The 18,893-nt window shown below is 60.7% G+C and carries 14 protein-coding genes, 1 tRNA gene and 1 pseudogene; 6 read left to right on the top strand and 10 right to left on the bottom strand.

What is annotated here, in order from left to right; all coding sequences use genetic code 11:
• Nucleotides 1-296: 296 nt before the first annotated feature.
• Nucleotides 297-1,154, bottom strand: coding sequence for a MurR/RpiR family transcriptional regulator (locus ABLV54_RS11205; protein ID WP_004206536.1), 858 nt, complete (start codon nucleotides 1,152-1,154; stop codon nucleotides 297-299).
• 151 nt (nucleotides 1,155-1,305) lie between these two features.
• Nucleotides 1,306-3,219 carry a 5-dehydro-2-deoxygluconokinase gene (gene iolC / locus ABLV54_RS11210; RefSeq protein WP_023291778.1) on the bottom strand — a complete coding sequence of 638 codons (1,914 nt, stop codon included), beginning with the start codon at nucleotides 3,217-3,219 and terminating at the stop codon, nucleotides 1,306-1,308.
• Nucleotides 3,220-3,724: 505 nt separating this feature from the next.
• Between iolC and iolD the strand changes: the two genes are divergently transcribed.
• Genes iolD through iolE form a run of 4 tightly spaced genes read left to right on the top strand, consistent with a single transcriptional unit; the run spans nucleotide 3,725 to nucleotide 8,574 of the window.
• Nucleotides 3,725-5,665: a 3D-(3,5/4)-trihydroxycyclohexane-1,2-dione acylhydrolase (decyclizing) gene (gene iolD / locus ABLV54_RS11215; protein WP_023291779.1), complete on the top strand. Its 1,941-nt coding sequence runs from the start codon at nucleotides 3,725-3,727 to the stop codon at nucleotides 5,663-5,665.
• Nucleotides 5,666-5,711: 46 nt separating this feature from the next.
• Nucleotides 5,712-6,725: a Gfo/Idh/MocA family oxidoreductase gene (locus ABLV54_RS11220; RefSeq protein ID WP_032454672.1), complete on the top strand. Its 1,014-nt coding sequence runs from the start codon at nucleotides 5,712-5,714 to the stop codon at nucleotides 6,723-6,725.
• A 41-nt stretch (nucleotides 6,726-6,766) separates the two neighbouring features.
• Nucleotides 6,767-7,651 (top strand): sugar phosphate isomerase/epimerase, encoded by an 885-nt coding sequence (locus tag ABLV54_RS11225; RefSeq protein ID WP_050533682.1) that lies wholly within the window; start codon nucleotides 6,767-6,769, stop codon nucleotides 7,649-7,651.
• 23 nt (nucleotides 7,652-7,674) lie between these two features.
• A complete protein-coding gene (gene iolE / locus ABLV54_RS11230; protein WP_032454673.1) occupies nucleotides 7,675-8,574 on the top strand; it encodes a myo-inosose-2 dehydratase in 900 nt (299 codons plus the stop codon).
• A 166-nt stretch (nucleotides 8,575-8,740) separates the two neighbouring features.
• Here iolE and ABLV54_RS11235 read toward each other — a convergent pair whose 3' ends face one another.
• The 8 genes from ABLV54_RS11235 to ABLV54_RS11270 all read right to left on the bottom strand — a co-directional run bounded on the left by ABLV54_RS11235 (nucleotide 8,741) and on the right by ABLV54_RS11270 (nucleotide 17,121).
• Entirely contained in the window at nucleotides 8,741-10,051 is a 1,311-nt protein-coding gene (locus tag ABLV54_RS11235) for an ABC transporter substrate-binding protein (RefSeq protein ID WP_072414010.1), read from the bottom strand.
• A complete protein-coding gene (locus tag ABLV54_RS11240; RefSeq protein ID WP_050533684.1) occupies nucleotides 10,044-11,117 on the bottom strand; it encodes an ABC transporter ATP-binding protein in 1,074 nt (357 codons plus the stop codon). Before ABLV54_RS11240 ends, ABLV54_RS11235 begins: the two co-directional genes overlap by 8 nt.
• Before the next feature lie 5 nt (nucleotides 11,118-11,122).
• Nucleotides 11,123-11,947 carry a phosphodiesterase gene (locus ABLV54_RS11245; RefSeq protein WP_023291782.1) on the bottom strand — a complete coding sequence of 275 codons (825 nt, stop codon included), beginning with the start codon at nucleotides 11,945-11,947 and terminating at the stop codon, nucleotides 11,123-11,125.
• Between the two features lie 10 nt (nucleotides 11,948-11,957).
• Nucleotides 11,958-12,845 carry a carbohydrate ABC transporter permease gene (locus ABLV54_RS11250; protein ID WP_050533685.1) on the bottom strand — a complete coding sequence of 296 codons (888 nt, stop codon included), beginning with the start codon at nucleotides 12,843-12,845 and terminating at the stop codon, nucleotides 11,958-11,960.
• Complete coding sequence (locus ABLV54_RS11255) at nucleotides 12,835-13,719, bottom strand: sugar ABC transporter permease (RefSeq protein WP_004146807.1); 885 nt, start codon at nucleotides 13,717-13,719, stop codon at nucleotides 12,835-12,837. The genes ABLV54_RS11250 and ABLV54_RS11255 overlap by 11 nt, the downstream gene beginning before the upstream one ends.
• Nucleotides 13,720-13,849: 130 nt before the next feature.
• Nucleotides 13,850-14,869 carry an NAD(P)-dependent alcohol dehydrogenase gene (locus ABLV54_RS11260; RefSeq protein ID WP_032454679.1) on the bottom strand — a complete coding sequence of 340 codons (1,020 nt, stop codon included), beginning with the start codon at nucleotides 14,867-14,869 and terminating at the stop codon, nucleotides 13,850-13,852.
• A gap of 111 nt (nucleotides 14,870-14,980) precedes the next feature.
• On the bottom strand, nucleotides 14,981-16,450 hold the full coding sequence (locus tag ABLV54_RS11265; RefSeq protein ID WP_050533686.1) for a SulP family inorganic anion transporter: 1,470 nt from the start codon (nucleotides 16,448-16,450) through the stop codon (nucleotides 14,981-14,983).
• Entirely contained in the window at nucleotides 16,447-17,121 is a 675-nt protein-coding gene (locus ABLV54_RS11270) for a carbonic anhydrase (RefSeq protein WP_050533687.1), read from the bottom strand. Before ABLV54_RS11270 ends, ABLV54_RS11265 begins: the two co-directional genes overlap by 4 nt.
• Nucleotides 17,122-17,715: 594 nt before the next feature.
• On the opposite strand from ABLV54_RS11270, the gene ABLV54_RS11275 reads away from it, so the two are divergent.
• Nucleotides 17,716-17,800, top strand: a tRNA-Leu gene (locus ABLV54_RS11275).
• 207 nt (nucleotides 17,801-18,007) lie between these two features.
• Nucleotides 18,008-18,834 (top strand): annotated as a pseudogene (locus ABLV54_RS11280) (integrase arm-type DNA-binding domain-containing protein); the annotation flags it as partial.
• Between the last annotated feature and the right edge of the window lie 59 nt (nucleotides 18,835-18,893).

The following is an 18,893-nucleotide window of genomic DNA, read 5'->3' on the forward strand; positions in this document are numbered from 1 at the left end:
TGTGCGCTCCCTGCGCCATGCCAGGCATAACGCAGACGATTAACCGGGAGCGCAAATTTCACTGAAGTTACACGTGATAAACGCTTTGTCTGGCCGGGAAAGTTGCAAACCGAAAACAGTGTCTACGGCGACCCGCAGGCGCATATATCACACGCCCGGCAAGCGCAGCGCCGCCGGGCAGGACACCTCTGGCGCCATACCCGTCTTGTGCCGGATGGCGCTACGCTTATCCGGCCTACGGGGTCCCCCGCCGGCTTATCCCGCGCCGCCGCGCAACCGACGCCAGGCGGCCTATCTCACGCCTTTTGCTTGGCCTCGGACTCCTGACTGCTGTTCAGCGCCAGCGAAACCGCCAGCGTCTGGGCCAGGCACAGGGAAGCAACCTGCGAGCGGAAGCCATCCACCTGCGCTTCCCGCACCACAAAGCAGACATCGCTGAAGGCCGCCAGCGGGCTGACCTGGCTGTCGGTAATGGCGATCTGCCGCGCTTTGCGCTGCGCGCCCAGCTCCACCAGCTCGACCACTTCCCGGGCGTACGGCGAGAAGCTCACCGCCACCACCACGTCTTTCGGGCCGACCAGACTCAGCTGTTCGGTGAACATGCCGCCGAGGCCGTCGATCAGAAAGGCTTTGCGATCGAGGTGGCGTAGCGCATAGGTCAGATAGGAGGCGACGCTGAACGACCGGCGCAGGCCAATGACGTAGATATTTTCCGCCTCGCCCAGCAGGGCCACTGCGCGCTCCAGCTCATCGCTGGAGGTCTGCATCGCCAGCTGCTGCAGCGCCTGGTTGTTCACCATCGTGAACATATTGAGGATTTCCGTCGGCGTTTCCGGCGGGCTGGACTCATCGCTGGTGGTCTGGCGGAACAGACGGGCGCGCTCGGTATAGTTGGCGGTCTCTTCCATCAAATGCTGCTTGAACATCTGTTTCATTTCGTTAAAGCCGCTGAAGCCGAAGGCGTTGGCAAAACGAATCAACGTGGAAGGGGGAACATCCGCCTGTTGCGCAATGGAGGCCACGGTATCGAAAGCCACGCTATTGCTGTTATCAAGGATATAGCGGGCGACCTGTTTCAGACGTTTGCTTAATGTATCGTAGCGACGCCTGATTTCATCCTGCAGGATGGTCAGCTGTGTTGGGTTATTGGCCATAGAGTGCGCTCTGAGAAAATGGAAGGAATATGGCTTCCAGTGTACCAAATGAAGCGAATTTTTCATTTATTGCGACGAAATACGCGATTCATTTCACGAAGAAACAGAAAAACGCCCGCTCCGCAAGGTGACGGAGACGGGCGTTGGGGGATCAGCGGCGGGCTTCGCGCCAGTAGCCAATGAGCGTCAGGTAGTTGCGTTTCACTTCCTCTATCAGCGCCTCATCGCTGAGCTCGCCCTGCATCCAGCGCCGCGACGGCTGGCCAAAGATGGTGCGCCCGACGGCGAAACCTTTGATCATCGGATGTGCGGCCGCTTCGGCGAAACCGGCGCGCAGTTTATCGGAAGGCGCATCGAGACCGAGGATCAGGATCCCGCGGCTCCACGGATCTTCGCGCTCGATAAGGGCGGTGATCTGCTGCCAGCTGGCGCTGGAGAGCGGCGGCAGCTTCCACCAGTCCGGCTTGATCCCCAGCTGATAGAAGTGCTCCAGCATGGTGTGGTAATGGCGCTCGTCTTTGTCCGGGCCATTTTCCGGGAGGATCACCTCCAGCAGCAGCTCGTGGCCTGATTTGTTACAGGCCTGCCACACCTCGAGCAGCAGAGCGTCCTGCTCTTCACGCAGCGCCGCCGGGTCGTCCGGGTGATAGAAGACCAGACATTTGACGACATGCTCCAGCGGCCAGTCGATCAGCTGCGAGCCGATGTTGCCATGCTCCAGACGCAGCGGGCGCGAGCTGGGCAGTTCGATAGGGCGCCCGATCCACCAGCCCTTGCCGGTAATGGCGTTCAGCGCACGCTGGCCGTAGGTGCCGTCGGCCAGAATACCGCTGCGCTGGTCAAGACCCGCCTCCTGCGCCGCCGCTTCGGCCGCGGCCAACAACAGCAGCTTGAGCTGCGGAATGCAGGCTTCATCGCGCCCGGTCTCCCGCGCCAGGTCGGCCAGCTGTTTGCGATGGTCGAAGGCGAAAATGCACAGCTCCGGCCACTGCTGGCGGCGGCTGGTCACCCGGTGCAGATGGTTGAGGCGCTCGTCGACGTCCGGGCGCGGCACCGATTCGGCGCGCTGCAGGTAGTCATCGAGTTCGACTTTGGTCGGCATCGCCGGCGCGCAGCCGTGGCGGGAGACCACCAGCGCCCCGCAGGCGTTGGCGTAACGGCAAGCCTGCTCCCAGCCCTCGTCGTTAAGCCAGCCGCGCAGCAGGCCCGACATAAAGGCATCCCCGGCGCCCAGCACGTTGAGCACCTCCACGCGCACGCCCTGCTGCAGCGGCACCTGGTCCCAGCTGTCCGGGATGTCGCCTTCCAGCACCACGCAGCCCATCGGGCCGCGCTTGCAGACGAGGGTGGCTTTGGTGGCATGGCGCACATTTTTCAACGCGGTCAGGGTATCGGTGCTGCCCCCGGCAATATGAAACTCTTCTTCGGTTCCCACCACCAAATCGAACAGATGCAGCACTTCCTGCAGCTGGCTGGTGACCGGCCCGGACTCAATGAAACGGGTTTCGCCATCGCCGAGCGAGGTGAGCCCCCACAGCACCGGACGGTAATCGATATCCAGCGCGGTACGCAGGCCGTGACGGCGAGCGTACTCCAGCGCCTTCAGCACCGCGGCGCGGGTGTTGGCGTGCGACAGGTGGGTGCCGGTCACCGCCAGCGCCCGGGAGGAGGCAATATACTCCTCGCTGATGTCGTCAGGCGTTAAGGCCATATCGGCGCAGTTATCGCGGTAGAAAATCAGAGGGAAGGTCTCCTGATCCTTGATCCCCAGCATCACCAGCGCGGTCAGACGGGATTTGTCGGTAATCAGATACTCGGTATCCACCCCGGCGCGGTTGAGCGTTTCACGCAGGAAACGGCCGTTGTGTTCATCGCCAACGCGCGCCAGCATGGCCGATTTCAGCCCCTGAATCGCGGTGCCAAAGGCCACGTTGCCGGAGGAGCCGCCCAGATATTTCGAGAAACTGGCAACGTCTTCTAGCCGCGAACCGATCTGCTGGGCATAGAGGTCGACGGCCACCCGACCTATACAGATGACGTCGAGCCGCTTTACTGCTGCATTCATAGCTAGGATTTCCTTTTTGGTGTCTGCTGCCTGGAAGGGTCGGGATCCCGACGTCGACTCCGTGAACAGCCTGAGGGTTATTGGTTACCCTTAGTTTGAGAAATAAATATTTCATTTGCAAACTCGTTCGAAATTAAAAAACCAAAAGTGTGAGGGATCTACCACTCTGCCGCACTGAGCCTCGCGTTAGCGCGGATCGCCCCCTCTGTCGACCCGGAGAAAAATGAAACGCCAAACGACAGCCATTTACCTATGATTTTTAAGGGGATATTGCCGTCTGGCGCCGCCAAAAAGGGCCCGAAAACGTGTCAGGAATGTAAGTGAAACGTATGAAATGGGTAGAGAGTTTGATCCTTCTCGCAAAATGAAATATTTCTTCTGTATTTGTATTTAATGAAAAAAATGTTTGCCTATAATCCACAGGTATTCCAGTGACGTGAACGACGGCCCCGGCGGCATCGGCGCGACGCCACACACAAATACTGAACAATAAGGATTGTGCAACATGGGCAAACTGAGACTGACAACGGCGCAGGCGCTGGTGAAGTTCCTCGATAACCAGTACCTGGAAGTGGATGGCGAAGAGCTGAAGTTCGTGAAAGGCATTTTTGCGATTTTCGGCCATGGCAACGTCCTGGGGCTGGGGCAGGCGCTGGAGCAGGATAGCGGCGACATGCGCGTCTATCAGGGGCGCAACGAGCAGGGGATGGCCCACGCGGCCACCGGTTTTGCCCGCCAGGCCCTGCGCCGGCAGATTATCGCCTGCACCTCCTCCATCGGCCCGGGGGCGGCCAACATGATCACCGCCGCCGGCACCGCCAGCGCCAACCGCATTCCGCTGCTGCTGCTGCCGGGCGATGTCTTCGCCACCCGCCAGCCGGACCCGGTGCTCCAGCAGATTGAACAGAGCTACGATCTCAGCATCAGCACCAATGACGCCTTCCGCGCGGTCAGCAAATACTGGGACCGCATTACCCGCCCGGAACAGCTGATGAGCGCCTGCATCAACGCCATGCGCGTCCTGACCGACCCGGCGGAAACCGGCGCAGTGACGCTGTGCCTGCCGCAGGATGTGCAGGGCGAAGCCTGGGACTACCCGGAATCCTTCTTTGCGCGTCGCGTACACCGTCTCGATCGCCGTCCGGCCAGCGCCGCGCAGCTGGCGGACGCCGTGGCAGCCATCAAAGCCAGCCGTAAACCGCTGATCGTCTGCGGCGGCGGGGTGAAATACTCCGGCGCGGGCGAAGCGCTGTCCCGTTTCGCCGAGCGCTACGGAGTGCCTTTTGCCGAAACCCAGGCCGGGAAGGGGACGGTGGTCTCTTCTCACCCCCTGAACGTCGGCGGCGTCGGCGAGACGGGCTGTCTGGCGGCGAACCTGCTGGCGAAAGAGGCCGACCTGGTGATCGGCGTCGGCACCCGTTTCAGCGATTTTACCACCGCCTCGAAATGGATTTTCCAGCACCCGGAGGTGCGTTTCCTGAATATTAACGTCAGCAACTTCGACGCCTGGAAGCTGGACGGCATTGCCATGCTGGCGGACGCCCGGGAGGCGATGACCGCTCTCGACGCGGCGCTGGCGGACAGCGGCTGGCAGGCCGGCTGGGGCGCGCAGATCGAGAGCGTGCAGAGCCGTCAGTTAAAAGAGACCCAGCGCGTGTACCAGGCGGTGTGGCAGGAGAAATCCTTTGTGCCGGAGATCGACGATCATCTCGATCGCGAATCGGTATATCGCGAGTTCCGCCAGATCACCGACTCCACCCTGACCCAGAGCAGCGTCCTCGGGGTACTGAATGAAACGCTGCCGGCCGAGGCGGTGATCGTCGCGGCGGCGGGCAGCCTGCCCGGCGATCTGCAGCGCGTCTGGCGCAACCGCGCGGAAAACACCTATCACGTGGAGTACGGCTACTCCTGCATGGGATACGAAGTCAACGCGGCGCTGGGGGTGAAGCTGGCGCAGCCGCAGAGCGAAGTCTACTCCCTGGTCGGCGATGGCTCGTTCATGATGCTCCACTCTGAGCTGGTCACCTCCCTGCAGGAGCGGGCGAAGATCAACGTCGTGCTGTTCGACAACATGGCCAACGGCTGCATCAACAACCTGCAGATGGAGCACGGGATGGACAGCTTCGGCACCGAGTTCCGCTACCGCCAGCCGGAAACCGGCCAGCTGCAGGGCGGTCTGGTGCCGGTGGACTTCGCCACCATCGCCGCCGGCTACGGCTGCAAAACCTGGCGCGTCACCACCCTGGACGAACTGCGCCACGCGCTGGACGCCGCCCGTCGCGAAACGGTCAGCACCCTGATTGATATTAAAGTGCTGCCGAAGACCATGGTGCACAAATACGGCAGCTGGTGGAACGTCGGGGTCGCCCAGACGGCGCTCTCAGAGCGGATCCGCAAAGTTGCGCAAATGATTAATGAAAAGCGCGCCCAGGCGCGTGATTACTAAAACGAACATCCACCCTGAATCCTACAGACTTACGGAGAAAACCATTATGTCGCTCAAATTAGGTGTCATCGGCGCTGGCGCTATCGGTAAAGAACACATCCGTCGCTGCACCCAGGTTCTGCAGGGCGCCACCGTTGTGGCGGTGTCTGATATCAATGCCGACAACGCCCGTGCGGCGGTCGCGCTGCCGGGCGTGCAGGCGGAAGTCTACGCCGACGGCCACGACGTGATTAACGCCAGCGATGTCGATGCCATCCTGGTCACCTCCTGGGACCCGACCCACGAAGAGTACACCCTGGCCGCCATCGCCGCCGGTAAGCCGGTGTTCTGCGAAAAACCGCTGGCGATGTCTGCGGAAGGCTGCCGCCGTATCGTCGATGCTGAAATGAAGGCCGGCCGTCGCCTGGTGCAGGTTGGCTTTATGCGCCCATACGACGAAGGCTATCTGGCGCTGAAAAAAGTGATCGACGATGGCGATATCGGCGCGCCGCTGATGCTGCGCTGCGCCCACCGCAACCAGGCGGTTGGCGAGAACTACACCACCGATATGGCGATCACCAACACCCTGATCCACGAGCTGGACGTGCTGCGCTGGCTGCTGAACGATGACTACCGTTCCGTGCAGGTGCGCTTCCCGCGCTCCACCTCGCACACCCATGCGCGCCTGAAAGATCCGCAGATCGTCTCCTTTGAAACCAAAAAAGGCACCCTGATCGACGTCGAGGTGTTCGTGAACTGCCAGTACGGGTATGACATCCAGTGCGAAGTGGTCGGCGAGACCGGGATTGCCCGTCTGCCGGAGCCGTCTGCCGTCCAGATGCGCAAGTCCGCCAGCCTGTCGACCGCCATTCTGACCGACTGGAAAGACCGCTTTATCAAAGCCTACGATGTTGAGCTGCAGGCCTTTATCAACGACGTCAAAGCCGGTCAGCTGCACGGCCCGTCGGCCTGGGACGGCTACGCGGCGTCGGTAGCGGCGGACGCCTGCATTAAAGCGCAGGGAACCAGCGAGCCGGTTGAGGTGACGCTGCCTGAGTGCCCGGCATTCTACAAACGTTAAGCACGCTTTGCCGACGGAACTTCTTTGCACAGGTAACGACGATGAAAATTGCCTTTGATGTGGATGTGATTAAGGACCTCGGGATCACCCGCATGGTCCATCAGGTAGCGGAGTGGGGCTACAAGTACATTGAACAGTCGCCGCACCCGCAGATTAACCCGTTCTACAAGCACCCGCGCGCCAGCCGGGAGATCATGGCCGAGTACAAGCAGGCGCTGCGCGATACCGGCCTTGAGCTGTCGTCGTTTATCTGCGTCTACCGCTGGTCCGGCCCGGACGAACTGCGCCGCCAGGCGGCGGTGAAAAACTGGAAACGGCTGGTGGAAATTGCGGTGGAGATGGGCGTTCAGGTGATCAACACCGAGTTCTCCGGCGATCCGAATCAGCCTGAGATCTGCGATGAAATGTTCTATCGCTCGATGGAAGAGCTGTTGCCGATTTTTGAGCGGGAAGGCATCCGCGTGGAGATCCAGGCGCATCCCCGGGATTTCTGCGAAGAGAACAATGAAACCGTCGATATCGTGAAGTCGTTCCGCAGCGATAACGTGAAGTACGTCTACAGCGTGCCGCACACCTTTTTCTACGACAAAGGCGTCGGCGACGTGGCGAGCATGCTGCGCTATGCCGGGAGCGATCTCTCCCATGTCTTGATTGCCGATACCCGCAATCATACGAAACATTGCCGCTATATCGTTAACCCGCCGGGCGTGGATGCCGTGGTGCACCAGCACGTAGGCGTCGGGGAAGGGGATGTGGATTTCGACGCGCTGTTCCGCACCCTGCGCGAAATGAAATTCGCCGAGCAGACCTTCAAGGTCGGCGGGGAGCCGATTGTCGCCACCTCGCTGTTTGGCTACCCGGAAAAAATGAAATACCAGGCAGTGGAAACCCGTGAACTCATTGAACGTGAATTGCTGCGCCGCTAAGGCGCAGCGGCAGGAGCCCTACTATGAACAAAGATAACGTCAAACTGGCTATCGCCCCGATCGGCTGGACTAACGATGATATGCCGGAGCTCGGCAGCGAAAACACTTTCCAGCAGATCGTCAGCGAAATGGCGCTGGCCGGCTTTACCGGCAGCGAAGTCGGCAGCAAATATCCGCGCGATCCGGCGGTTCTCAAGCCGATGCTGGACATCCGCGGCATTCAGATCTGCAACGCCTGGTTCAGCACCTTTTTCGCTAACGGCCAGCGGGAAAAAACCATTGATGAATTCGTCAATCACATGAACTTCCTCCATGCGATGGGCGCGAGAGTGATTGGCTGCTCCGAGCAGAGCGGCAGCATCCAGGGGCTGGATAAGCCGATTCTCGGCGATGCGAAGCCGTGCTTCAGCGACGAAGAGTGGCAGCGGGTGGCGGAAGGCTACAACACCCTTGGTCGCCTGGCGGCGGAGAAGGGGATGCAGGTCTGTCTGCACCACCACATGGGCACCGGCATCCAGACCACTGCGGAAATCGACAAGTTTATGTCGCTGGTGGACGAGCGCGTCTTCCTGCTGTTCGACACCGGCCACGCCTGGTACTCTGAAGGCGGCGAAGCGCCGATGCTGGCGATCCTCAAAAAGTATCTGCCGCGCATCAACCACGTCCACCTGAAGGACGTCCGTCCGCCGGTGATCGACCAGGTGCGCCGCGACGGCCTGTCGTTCCTCGACGGCGTGAAAAAAGGCACCTTCACCGTCCCGGGCGACGGGGTGATCGATTTCCGTCCGGTGTTCAAGCTGCTGGACGACTTTGGCTATAAAGGCTGGATGGTGGTGGAAGCCGAGCAGGATCCTGCCCTGGCCAATCCTTTCGAATACGCCGTAAAAGCGCGCAAATATATCCGCGAAACGGCAGGGATCTAATCGTTGTGACATTTTCAGGCCATACCGGGTATGGCCTGCTTTTTTTCCTTTCTCAATCCCTGTTCCCGCTTGCAAACCGCCTGACTGGATCTTAACCCCGGCCCCGGACAGTTCCCTTTCCCTCAGGGAGAGGGCCGGGGTGAGGGGGACAATGACGGGTAACGCGTCACTTCACTTCCGCCAGCGCGGTTTTATCCACATAAGGTTTCATCAGCGCGTCGGCTTCCTTCTGCGCCGCCTGAACCGCCGCTTCCGGCGTCACTTTGGCATCGTTAACCACCGCCGCCAGCTGGTTCTCCATCGCCTTACGCACCGCCACGGTCTCCCAGGTGGAGTACCACGGATGGGCGTACTTCAGCTGCTCAAGCGCGATCGCCGCCCGCGGATCCTGCTGCAGATAGGCCTTCATCTCCGGCGTATCGTATGACGCCTTGCGCGGCGAGAAGTAGCCGGTAAAGCGGCTCCACGCGCCGTTCACGTCGGGGCTCACCAGATAGGTCAGGAACTGATACGCCGCTTTCTTCTGCGCCTCGTTGATGCCTTTAAAGCTCACCAGGCTGGCGCCGCCGATCGGCACCGCGCGCTGCTCTTTGGCCGGCAGCATCGCCACCCCAAGCTCAAAGTCTTTGCTGTTCTCGCGCATAAAGCCCAGCGCGCCGGTGCTGAGCATCGCCATCCCGAGCTTGCCGGAGAAGAACGCGGCGCTGATCTGCTTCGAGTTCAGCACCCCGGACGGCATCACCTTGTCCTTGTAGATCAGATCCTGCCAGAAGCGCAGGGCGCCGATGGCGGTCGGCGAGTTGTAATAGACCTCGCCCGGATAGTCTTCGTTAAAGTATTTCCCGCCGTTGGCGCGCACCAGCGCCGAGAAGATCCAGCCGCCGTAGTCGTCGTTGGTCGACGGCAGCATGATCCCCCACTGGCCTGTGCTCTCGTCGGTCAGCTTTTTGGCATCGGCCAGCAGCTCGGCCCAGGTCTGCGGCGGCTGTTTGATCCCGGACCGATCGAACATCGTCTTGTTGTAGTAGAGGATCGGCGTCGAGTTATGGAACGGGATCGCATAGGTGGTGCCCATCACCTGGGCGTTCTTATGCATCGCGGGCCAGAATTCCTTTTGCAGAAAATCGCCGGCCTTTTGATCGCCATATTTAAACAGCTCATCCATCGGCAGGATCTCATCCTTCAGCGCCAGATCGGTGGTGAAGTTGGCGGACATGATCACCAGCGCCGGCGGCTGGCCGGCCTTCTGCGCCGATTCGGCTTTGATCTTGGTGGTGTCGTAGTTGCCGGTGAAGATCCCGCGCACTTCGACATCCTGCTGCGAGTCGTTGAATTGCTTAATGACGCGGGTCATCTCCATGGTCAGCTTGCCGTCCACCGGCGCCGGGAACATGAAGTCTATTTTCTCTTTCGCCAGCGCCGCGCCGCTCAGGGCAAGACTGAGGCCAACCGCGACTACCGTAAGAGGTTTAAACATGATCTGTCTCCATCAGTAAATTATGCTGGGTCTCAGCATGAAAAAGATGCACATCGGCAGGCGAAAAGCCGATCGGTAGCGACTCGCCTTTCTCCGGCACCGTGCCGCGGTGGCGGCGGCTAAAGCGCAGGGTGCCGATCGGGGTGCTGACGTGGAGCAGGTAGTCGGCCCCCATCAGTTCTCGTTGCAGAACGGTGGCCGGCAGGCGCAGATGGCCCTCCTCCACGCGGTCGGTAATATGTTCCGGGCGAACGCCCAGCCAGACGCGAGTCTGATCCCGGTGGCGCGGCGGCAGCGGATGGCGCTGTTCTCCCAACAGTACTTCACCGTTGGCGCAGGGCAGCGACAGCAGGTTCATCGCCGGCGAACCGATAAATCCGGCGACGAACAGGTTGGCCGGGTTGGCGTACAGATACTCCGGGCGCCCGACCTGCTGCACATGGCCGCCGTTCATCACCACGATGCGGTCGGCCATCGACATCGCCTCGGTCTGGTCGTGGGTCACATAGATGGTGCTGGTTTTCAGCTGCTGGTGGAGGGCCATAATGCTGTCGCGCACTTCGCTGCGCAGACGGGCGTCGAGGTTGGAGAGCGGCTCGTCCATCAGGAACAGCCGCGGATTACGCACAATCGCCCGGGCCATCGCCACCCGCTGGCGCTGGCCGCCGGAGAGCTTCGCCGGTTTGCGGTCGAGCAGCGCCTCCAGCTGCAGCATCTGCGCCACGTTGTCCACCCGCGGCTGCCAGCTGCTTTTCTCTTCCTTGCGCACCTTCATGCCGAAGGTGATGTTGTCGCGCACCGACAGATGCGGAAACAGGGCATAGTTCTGGAAGATCATCGCGAAGTTGCGCTCGCGCGGAGTGGTGGCGGTGATGTTCTCATCATGCAGCCAGATTTGGCCTTCGCTGACCGGCTCCAGGCCGGCGAGCAGGCGCAGCAGGGTGCTTTTTCCGCAGCCCGACGGGCCGACCAGTACCACGAATTCGCCTTCGTGAATATCCAGCGACAGGGCGCTGAGCGCCGGCTTGCCGTCGAAACGTTTACTGATGTTTTGCAGACTGAGCATGGCGGTTAGCGCTCTTCCGTTGGGCAACTGATGTTTTCGTCGTACAGCCACGGCCCGGCGTAGTGGGCCAGAGAGTGCTGGTAGCTCACCCACTGCTCGCCGACCTGGCGGTGCATCAGGCACGAGGCCGGGGAGAGGTCGTAATAGGGCCGGGTATCTTCGTGGCAGTACGGCACCTGATGGACGGTGCCGGGGATCGTGGAGATCAGCGCCTGGCGATACTGGGTCATGGTCAGGCTGTGATTATGGCCGCAGAAGATGCGCGTCAGCGACGGGAAACGCTCCACCAGCGCCAGCAGACGGTGGCCGTTTTCGCAGGCGATCGGGTCCATCTGCGCATTGCCCAGCGGCAGCGGCGGGTGGTGCATAAACACCGTTGCCGGTTTGTCGCCGCCCTCGAACAGCTGGGCTTCCAGCCAGCCGATGGTCTCGTCGGTCAGCCAGCCTTTTGACGTGCCAGCGCGACTGGAGTCGATAAACAGCAGGCGGGTGGCGAAGTCATCCACCGCATAGCGCATATTTTGCGCATCGTTGCCCAGCTGCGGGCACAGCGGGTGAAGATGCTCCAGAAAATGGGCTTTGTCGTCGTGGTTGCCGGGGATCAGATACAGCGGATAGTTCAGGCTGCCGAGGATCTGGCGGGCCACCTGATACTCCGCCGGGCGGCCGCAGTTGACGATATCCCCGCTCACCACCACCGCGTCCGGACGCTCGCGCAGCGCGTTAAGCTGGGAGACTACGTCGGCGTTGGCGGCATTGACGTCGATAAAGCCGTACAGCTTTTCGCCGCGGCTGCGGAAATGGGTATCGGAAATGTGCGCTAACAGCATGAATGACTCCTTATTTGATCCCGGAGAAGCCGAAGCTCCGCAGGAACTGTTTCTGAAAAAGGATGAACGCCAGCATCAGCGGCAGGCAGACCATCAGCGTTCCGGCGCCGATGGTGCCCCACTGGCCGCCGGATTCGGCGCCCATGGCGAAGGAGACCAGCCCGACGGTCAGCACCTGCTTATCGGGATCGTTGAGCATCATCAGCGGCCACAGGTACTCGTTCCAGTGGTAGGTAATGCTGACGGTGGCGAAGGCCAGCACCGACGGCCAGGACATCGGCAGCAGCACGCGGAACAGCACCTGCCACCAGCGGCAGCCCTCCATCAGCGCCGCCTCCTCCAGCTCTTTCGGAATGGCGAGGAACGCCTGACGCATCAGGAACACGCCGAACGCCGAGGTGAAGTAGGGCATCATCACCCCGGTGAGGGTGTTGAGCAGGCCGAAGGTTTTCAGGGTCAGCATGTTCGGCACCATCATCACTACCGGCATGATCATCAGCTGCACCAGGAACAGAAGAAACAGCGTCTGCTTGCCGCGAAACTCGTGACAGGCGAAGACGTAGCCGGCGGTGGTGATGGTCAACAGCTGCACGAAGAAGGTGCCGAAGGTGAAGATAAGGGTATTGGCATACAGGCTCAGCCAGTCGGCGCTGTTCCAGGCGTCTCGGAAGTTATCGAGGGTTAGCGGCAGGCGGGGCAGCAGTGAGGCCATATCGTCGCCGAAGGTGGTAGCGCTGAACGAGGTGGCCAGCATCCAGATAAACGGGCTGACCCACAGCAGCGCCAGGCAGCACATTAATACTGTGAGCGTAAAGGGCGACGAGCGGCGCAGGCGCAGCCACAGTGGACGCGTAGCGGTGGGCGAGCGGACCAGCAGCGGCGAGATTTCAGCGCTCATAGTGGGCTCCTTTCTCCAGCAGTTTCAGGTTAATCAGCGAGAAGGCGAACAGCCCGGCCAGGGTCAGGAAGGTGGCGGCGGAGGCTTTACCGAGGTCATGGGTATCCCAGGCGAGATTCTGGATGTAATAGAGCAGCACGGTGGTGGCGTTGTCCGGCCCGCCGCGGGTCATCACCGCCACGTGGTCGATCTGGGTGATGGAGTAGATCAGCGCGGTGGTGATCACAAAGCTCAGCGTCGGGCGCAGCAGCGGTAGCGTGACCTTAAAAAAGACCTGCGTGCGGGTAGCCCCCTCCATCAGCGCCGCTTCCCGCGTCGAGGCCGGAATGCTCTGCAGCCCGGCGAGGAAAAACAGCATGTAGTAGCCAGCGAACTTCCACACGCCGATCAGCGCCAGGGCCAGCAGCGCGCTGTTGCTGCGCCCCAGCCAGTTGTTGTTCATCGGCCCGAACAGCTTCGCCAGATAGTGGTCGAGCAGGCCGAGGCCGGGCATAAAGATAAACAGCCACAGCGCGGCGGCGCTGACCATCGGGATAATCATGGGGAAGAAGAAGGCGGTGCGCAGCCAGCGGTTGACGCGATGGTTCTCGCTCAGGGCGACCGCCAGCAGCAGGGCGAGGGTCACCCCGGGCACCACCGTCAGCAGGATATAGAGCAGGTTATTGCCCAGCGACTGCCAGAAGACGTTATCGGCAAACAGGCGGGCGAAATTATCCAGCCCGACGTACTGCGCGCCGTCGCTGGCCATGCGGGTATCAAACAGGCTGTCATACACCGAACGCCCCAGCGGGAACCAGGTAAACAGCAGTAAAAACAGCAGGGAAGGCGACAGGATCAGCCAGGGAAGCCAGGTCTTTCTCATGGTGACGCGCATCTCATTCAGCCATTTATCGAAGCCCGGATTGTGGGAAGCAATGACTACAGAGGCATGGCGGGGAGATGACGGTTTGATGAAGCGACGGGAAAAACGCCGGGCGAGCGGGCCGCCCGGCGGGAGAGAACCATCAGAAGTCGGCTTTCAGCACCGCGCGGTAGCGGGCTTTGCCTTCGCGAACGTGCTTCAGCGCTTCGTTAATCTGCGACATCGGGAACAGCTCGGTGGTCGGGGCCACTTTGCTGCGCCCGGCAAACTTCATCAGCGTGCGCAGTTCGGACGGGTTACCGGTCGCCGAGCCGGAGATGCTGCGGTCGCCGCCGATAAGGGTAAAGGCCGGCACCGGGAACGGCTTCATTACCGCGCCGACGGTGTGGAAGTTGCCGCCGTACGCCAGCGCTTCAAAGTACGGCTGCCAGTCGAGGTCGACGGCGACGGTGTTGATAATCAGGTCGAACTGGCCGGCCAGCGCCTTTAAGGCTTCGGGATCGCGGCTGTTGACCACGCGATCGGCGCCCATCGCCCGCACTTCCTGCTCTTTGGCCGGGTTGGAGCTGAAGGCGGTCACTTCCGCGCCCATCGCCCGCAGCAGCTTAATGGCGATATGGCCGAGGCCGCCGATGCCGATCACCCCGACGCGGCTGGTGGCGGTGACGTGGTGGGTCAGCAGCGGTTTAAAGACGGTGATGCCGCCGCACAGCATCGGGCCGGCGGACGCCAGATCGATGCTCTCCGGCAGGGGGATCACCCACTGCCAGTCGGCGCGCAGCTTATTGGCGAAGCCGCCGCGGTTGAGAATGGTCGGCACCGAGCCTTCCAGGCAGTTGATCTGGTTGCCGCTGATGCAGGCGTCGCAATGGCCGCAGCTGCGCGCCGTCCAGCCGATGCCGACTTTCTGGCCAATCTTCAGCCCTTTATCCTGCGCCGCGCTGCCCAGCGCCGCCACCCGGCCAATCACCTCGTGACCGGCCACCAGCGGGTAGCTCGACATCCCCCATTCGTTGTCGATCATCGACAGATCCGAATGGCAGATCCCGCAGTATTCCACCTCAACTTCGACATCTTCCGGCTGCAGCTCGCCGGCATCGTATTCCCACAGCGACAGATCGGCGCCCGCTTCTTTGGCGGCGTAGCTTTTAATGATGCTCATGTTCATTTCCTTGGGGTTGGCGTGATAACCCAGAAAGTGTAGAGCATGGTATTCCCCGGCGCTTGGCAATCGGAGGGGTAGCGAAGCGGGCGGACCAGCCGCCCGTTAAGGTCAGCGGCTGGCCAGCGGCCACTGATTAAGGCGGATGCCGCGCTGCGGGGCGTTCTCGGCAAAATCATCCAGCACCGCCTGCACGTCCGGGTCGAGGTAGCCGACGCTGTCGTGCTCGACGATCACCACGCTCTTTTCCGGAATTTTCGCCAGCAGGGCCAGCAGATGCGGATTGTGCATAAAGGTCAGATTCTGCTGGATGCGCAGCACGTAGTGGTCATCGTAGCGCGCCAGCTGCAGCGAGTGGCGATGGCTGCGCCAGAGGCTGAACGCCATCTGGGTGGCAAGACCAATCCCGATCCCCGCCAGCATGCCGAAGGCGATAATCCCGCCGATGGTGGCGAGGAACGGGACGTACTGCGCCGCCCCCTGGCGGAACTGCTCGATGAACAGCCGCGGCGTTGCCAGCTTATAGCCGGTATAGAGCAGCACGGCGGCGAGGCTGGCGAGCGGGATCAGGGTCAGCAGGCCGCTGAACCACAGGCCGCAGATCAACAGCAGCACGCCGTGGATAAAGATCGACAGTTTGCTCTGCGCGCCGTTGCTGACGTTCACCGAGCTGCGGACGATCACCGCGGTGATCGGCATCGCCCCCAGCACGCCGGAGAGCAGGTTGCCGACGCCCTGGGCGACCATTTCGCGGTTCGGCGAAGGGGGCGGATTTTGCGGGCGCAGCTTTTTCAGCGCCTCCTGGCTGAGCAGGGTTTCGAGGCTGGCGACCAGCGCCAGGGTCACCGCCACCACCCACACCGACGGATTGCGCCACGCGCTCCACGCCGGAGATTCCAGCTCGCCCAGCAGGTCGCCGAGGCTGCCGAACGCCGGCAGGGTAATCCGCGGCAGGGCGGCCAGCTGCTGCGGCGCAAAATGGGTCAGCAGCAGGGTGGTCACGCAGCCGAGCAGGACGGCGATCAGCGGCCCGGGGATCCAGCGCAGGCTCTTCACCCGGCGGATAAGCGGCGAGCCCCAGAGCCAGAGCACCAGCAGGCCGCCCGCGGCGACGGCAATCGCAGTGACGGAGAAAGCGGCATTGCCCTGAACCACATCGGCAAGCCCGGTCTCTTCCGTCGTACCGAGCGCGACGGGGATCTGCTGCATAATCAGCAGGATGCCGATCGCCGCCAGCATGCCTTTGATGACGCTGGCGGGAACCAGCGAGATAAAACGCCCGGCCCGCAGAATGCCGAACAGCAGCTGCAGCACGCCGGCCAGCACCAGCGCCATCAGGAAGACGGAGAAGGAACCCAGGGATTCGATGGCGGCGACGACGATGGTGACCAGTCCGGCGGCGGGGCCGCTGACGGCGAAGCGGGAGGGGCTGAGGGCGGTGACGACCAGGCCGCCGATGATGCCGGTCAGCAGGCCAACGAAGGGTGGTAAGCCGCTGGCCTGGGCGATGCCGAGGCACAGCGGCAGGGCGACAAGGAAGACGACGATGCCGGCGAGAGAGTCCTGACGAAGTGTGTTCATGGGGCGTGCTCCTGCGGTGAGAGGTGTTCGACGAGGGTGGTTAAATGGCCGGAAGCCAGATCGTAGACGCAGCCGTGCAGGCTGAGCGGCCGCCCGCTGGCGAGCACCGTCTGCACCGGCTCACTCTCCAGCAGACGGGCGAACTGGGCGCGAACGTTGGCTTCCACCAGGGCGTCCAGCGCATGACGAGTGCGCTCCGCGTCGGTGCCGGCGCTGGCGCCGGAGGAGGCCGCAACACCACATCCATCGGCGATCTGCGCAATTTCGTGATGCAGGGTGTGGCGCAGCTGGCCGATGCGGCGAGCCAGCGCCGAGGATTCCTGCGCCAGCGGCAGGGTGGGCAGAGAGAGCGCCGCCTGCACGCCGCCGCAGCCGTAGTGGCCGCAGAGCACCACCCGCTCCACCTCAAGGTAGTGCAGGGCATACTGCAGGACGCTCATGACGTTGTCGTCGGCGGGATCGAGCATGTTGGCGATATTGCGGTGTACAAAGAGCTCGCCGGGCTGGCTGCCGGTGAGCACCTCGGCGGGAACGCGGCTGTCTGAGCAGCCGATCCACAGCGAGTGGGGCCGCTGCCCGTCGACCCATTTTTCGAAATAGTCCGGGTCATGCTGACACTTCTGCAGCGCCCAGCTGCGGTTGCGGGCCAGCAAGGGTTTTAACGTCGTCACAAGTATTCTCCTGAGTTAATTCATCGAGTGAATATGTCCATCAAGACTCGTACAGCGACTAGTAAAAATAGTGTTTACTGGAACCCTTCACGCCTGAGGAAAATCCTGGAATAAACGGCAAAAAGAAAACTTTTCATTAATGTAAAGTTATAAAAATATTGATGAAATTAATATTTGGCTGCGGAACGGATGAATAACAAAAAGGCATTGGCTAAAACTTTCTGGAATATATGGGAATGATGGTGGGAGGGGTTGGGAGAATAGTTGGGGAGTGGATAGCGGGGATTTGTTTGGGGAGAGAGGGATTGTGATGGGGATGCGGGTGAGAGCGTGGTGAGAACAAGTTGAGATAAGTTTGAGTGGGGTTGGGGGGTTATTGAGCGGGAAGGGGGAACGGCTGGCTGGTGGGGTTGGGTTTGCGGGAGGGTGAGAGGAGGGTTGCTGGCGGCCGTCGCGCTATGGAACGGCAGCAAAAGGTGACGCCGCGCAGGATAGCGCTGTTTTTTTCAACACTTAGCGCAATGACGACACGCTGTCGCTTGCATGACCGCCGCCGACAGGTATAATCCAGAACGTTTCCGCATCCCCTTCAGTGCCGAAGTGGCGAAATCGGTAGACGCAGTTGATTCAAAATCAACCGTAGAAATACGTGCCGGTTCGAGTCCGGCCTTCGGCACCAAGTATTATTCCAAGACCTTCTGAGTAAGTCTAATTATCCCTTAAAAATCAATGATTGCAGCGATTTTTACGTCCTGAGTGGTCCGAGGTTGTCCGTTGAAATCCGGATGCCATTGGGGGCATTTTAACTTCGATTAGAAATGTGTCCCAAGTAAAGCTCAACGCCAGACAGGTCGAGACCGCAAAACCAAAAGACAAAAACTACAAAATGGCCGATGGCGGTGGGTGTATCTCGAGGTTTCGGCCAAGAGTTCTAAATACTGGAGCATGAAATACCGACGCCCCTCTGATAAAAAAGAGGATCGTCTAGCTTTTGGTGTTTGGCCGACTGTGACGCTTGCTCATGCAAGAGCAAAGCGCGATGAAGCAAAAAAGCTGTTAGTGCAAGGCATCGACCCAAAAGCCGAACAGAAAGAAGCTCAGGCCGAGAATTCGGGGGCATATACTTTCGAAACCATTGCTCGTGAATGGCATGCCAGTAACAAGCGATGGAGTGAAGACCATCGATCGCGCGTTCAGCGCTATCTTGAGCTTTATATTTTCCCCCATATCGGTTCGTCCGACATTCGCCAGCTCAAAACCAGCCACCTGTTAGCCCCGATTAAAAAAGTTGATGCCAGTGGTAAACACGACGTCGCTCAGTGCCTGCAACAGCGCGTCACAGCCATTATGCGGTATGCCGTACAGAACGATTACATCGACTCTTATCCAGCAAATGACATGGCCGGTGCGTTATCGACATCCAAAGCGCGACATTACCCCGCTTTACCCTCAAGCCGGTTCCCTGAGTTTCTTGCTCGTCTTGCTGCTTATCGTGGCCGTGTGATGACATGGACCGCTGTCGAGCTTTCCTTACTAACTTTTGTGCGTTCCAGTGAATTACGTTTCGCGCGTTGGGACGAGTTTGACTTCGATAAATCCCTTTGGCGTGTACCTGCAAAGCGAGAAGAAATTAAAGGCGTGCGTTACTCATACCGTGGGATGAAGATGAAAGAAGAGCATATCGTTCCGCTTAGTCGGCATGTGATGATTTTGTTTGCCTAGGGAAGGTGCGAATAAGCAGGTCATTTCTTCCCAAGCTGACTCGCTGATTA

The organism is Klebsiella sp. JB_Kp042 (genome assembly GCF_040065275.1).
Lineage (GTDB): Bacteria > Pseudomonadota > Gammaproteobacteria > Enterobacterales > Enterobacteriaceae > Klebsiella > Klebsiella quasipneumoniae.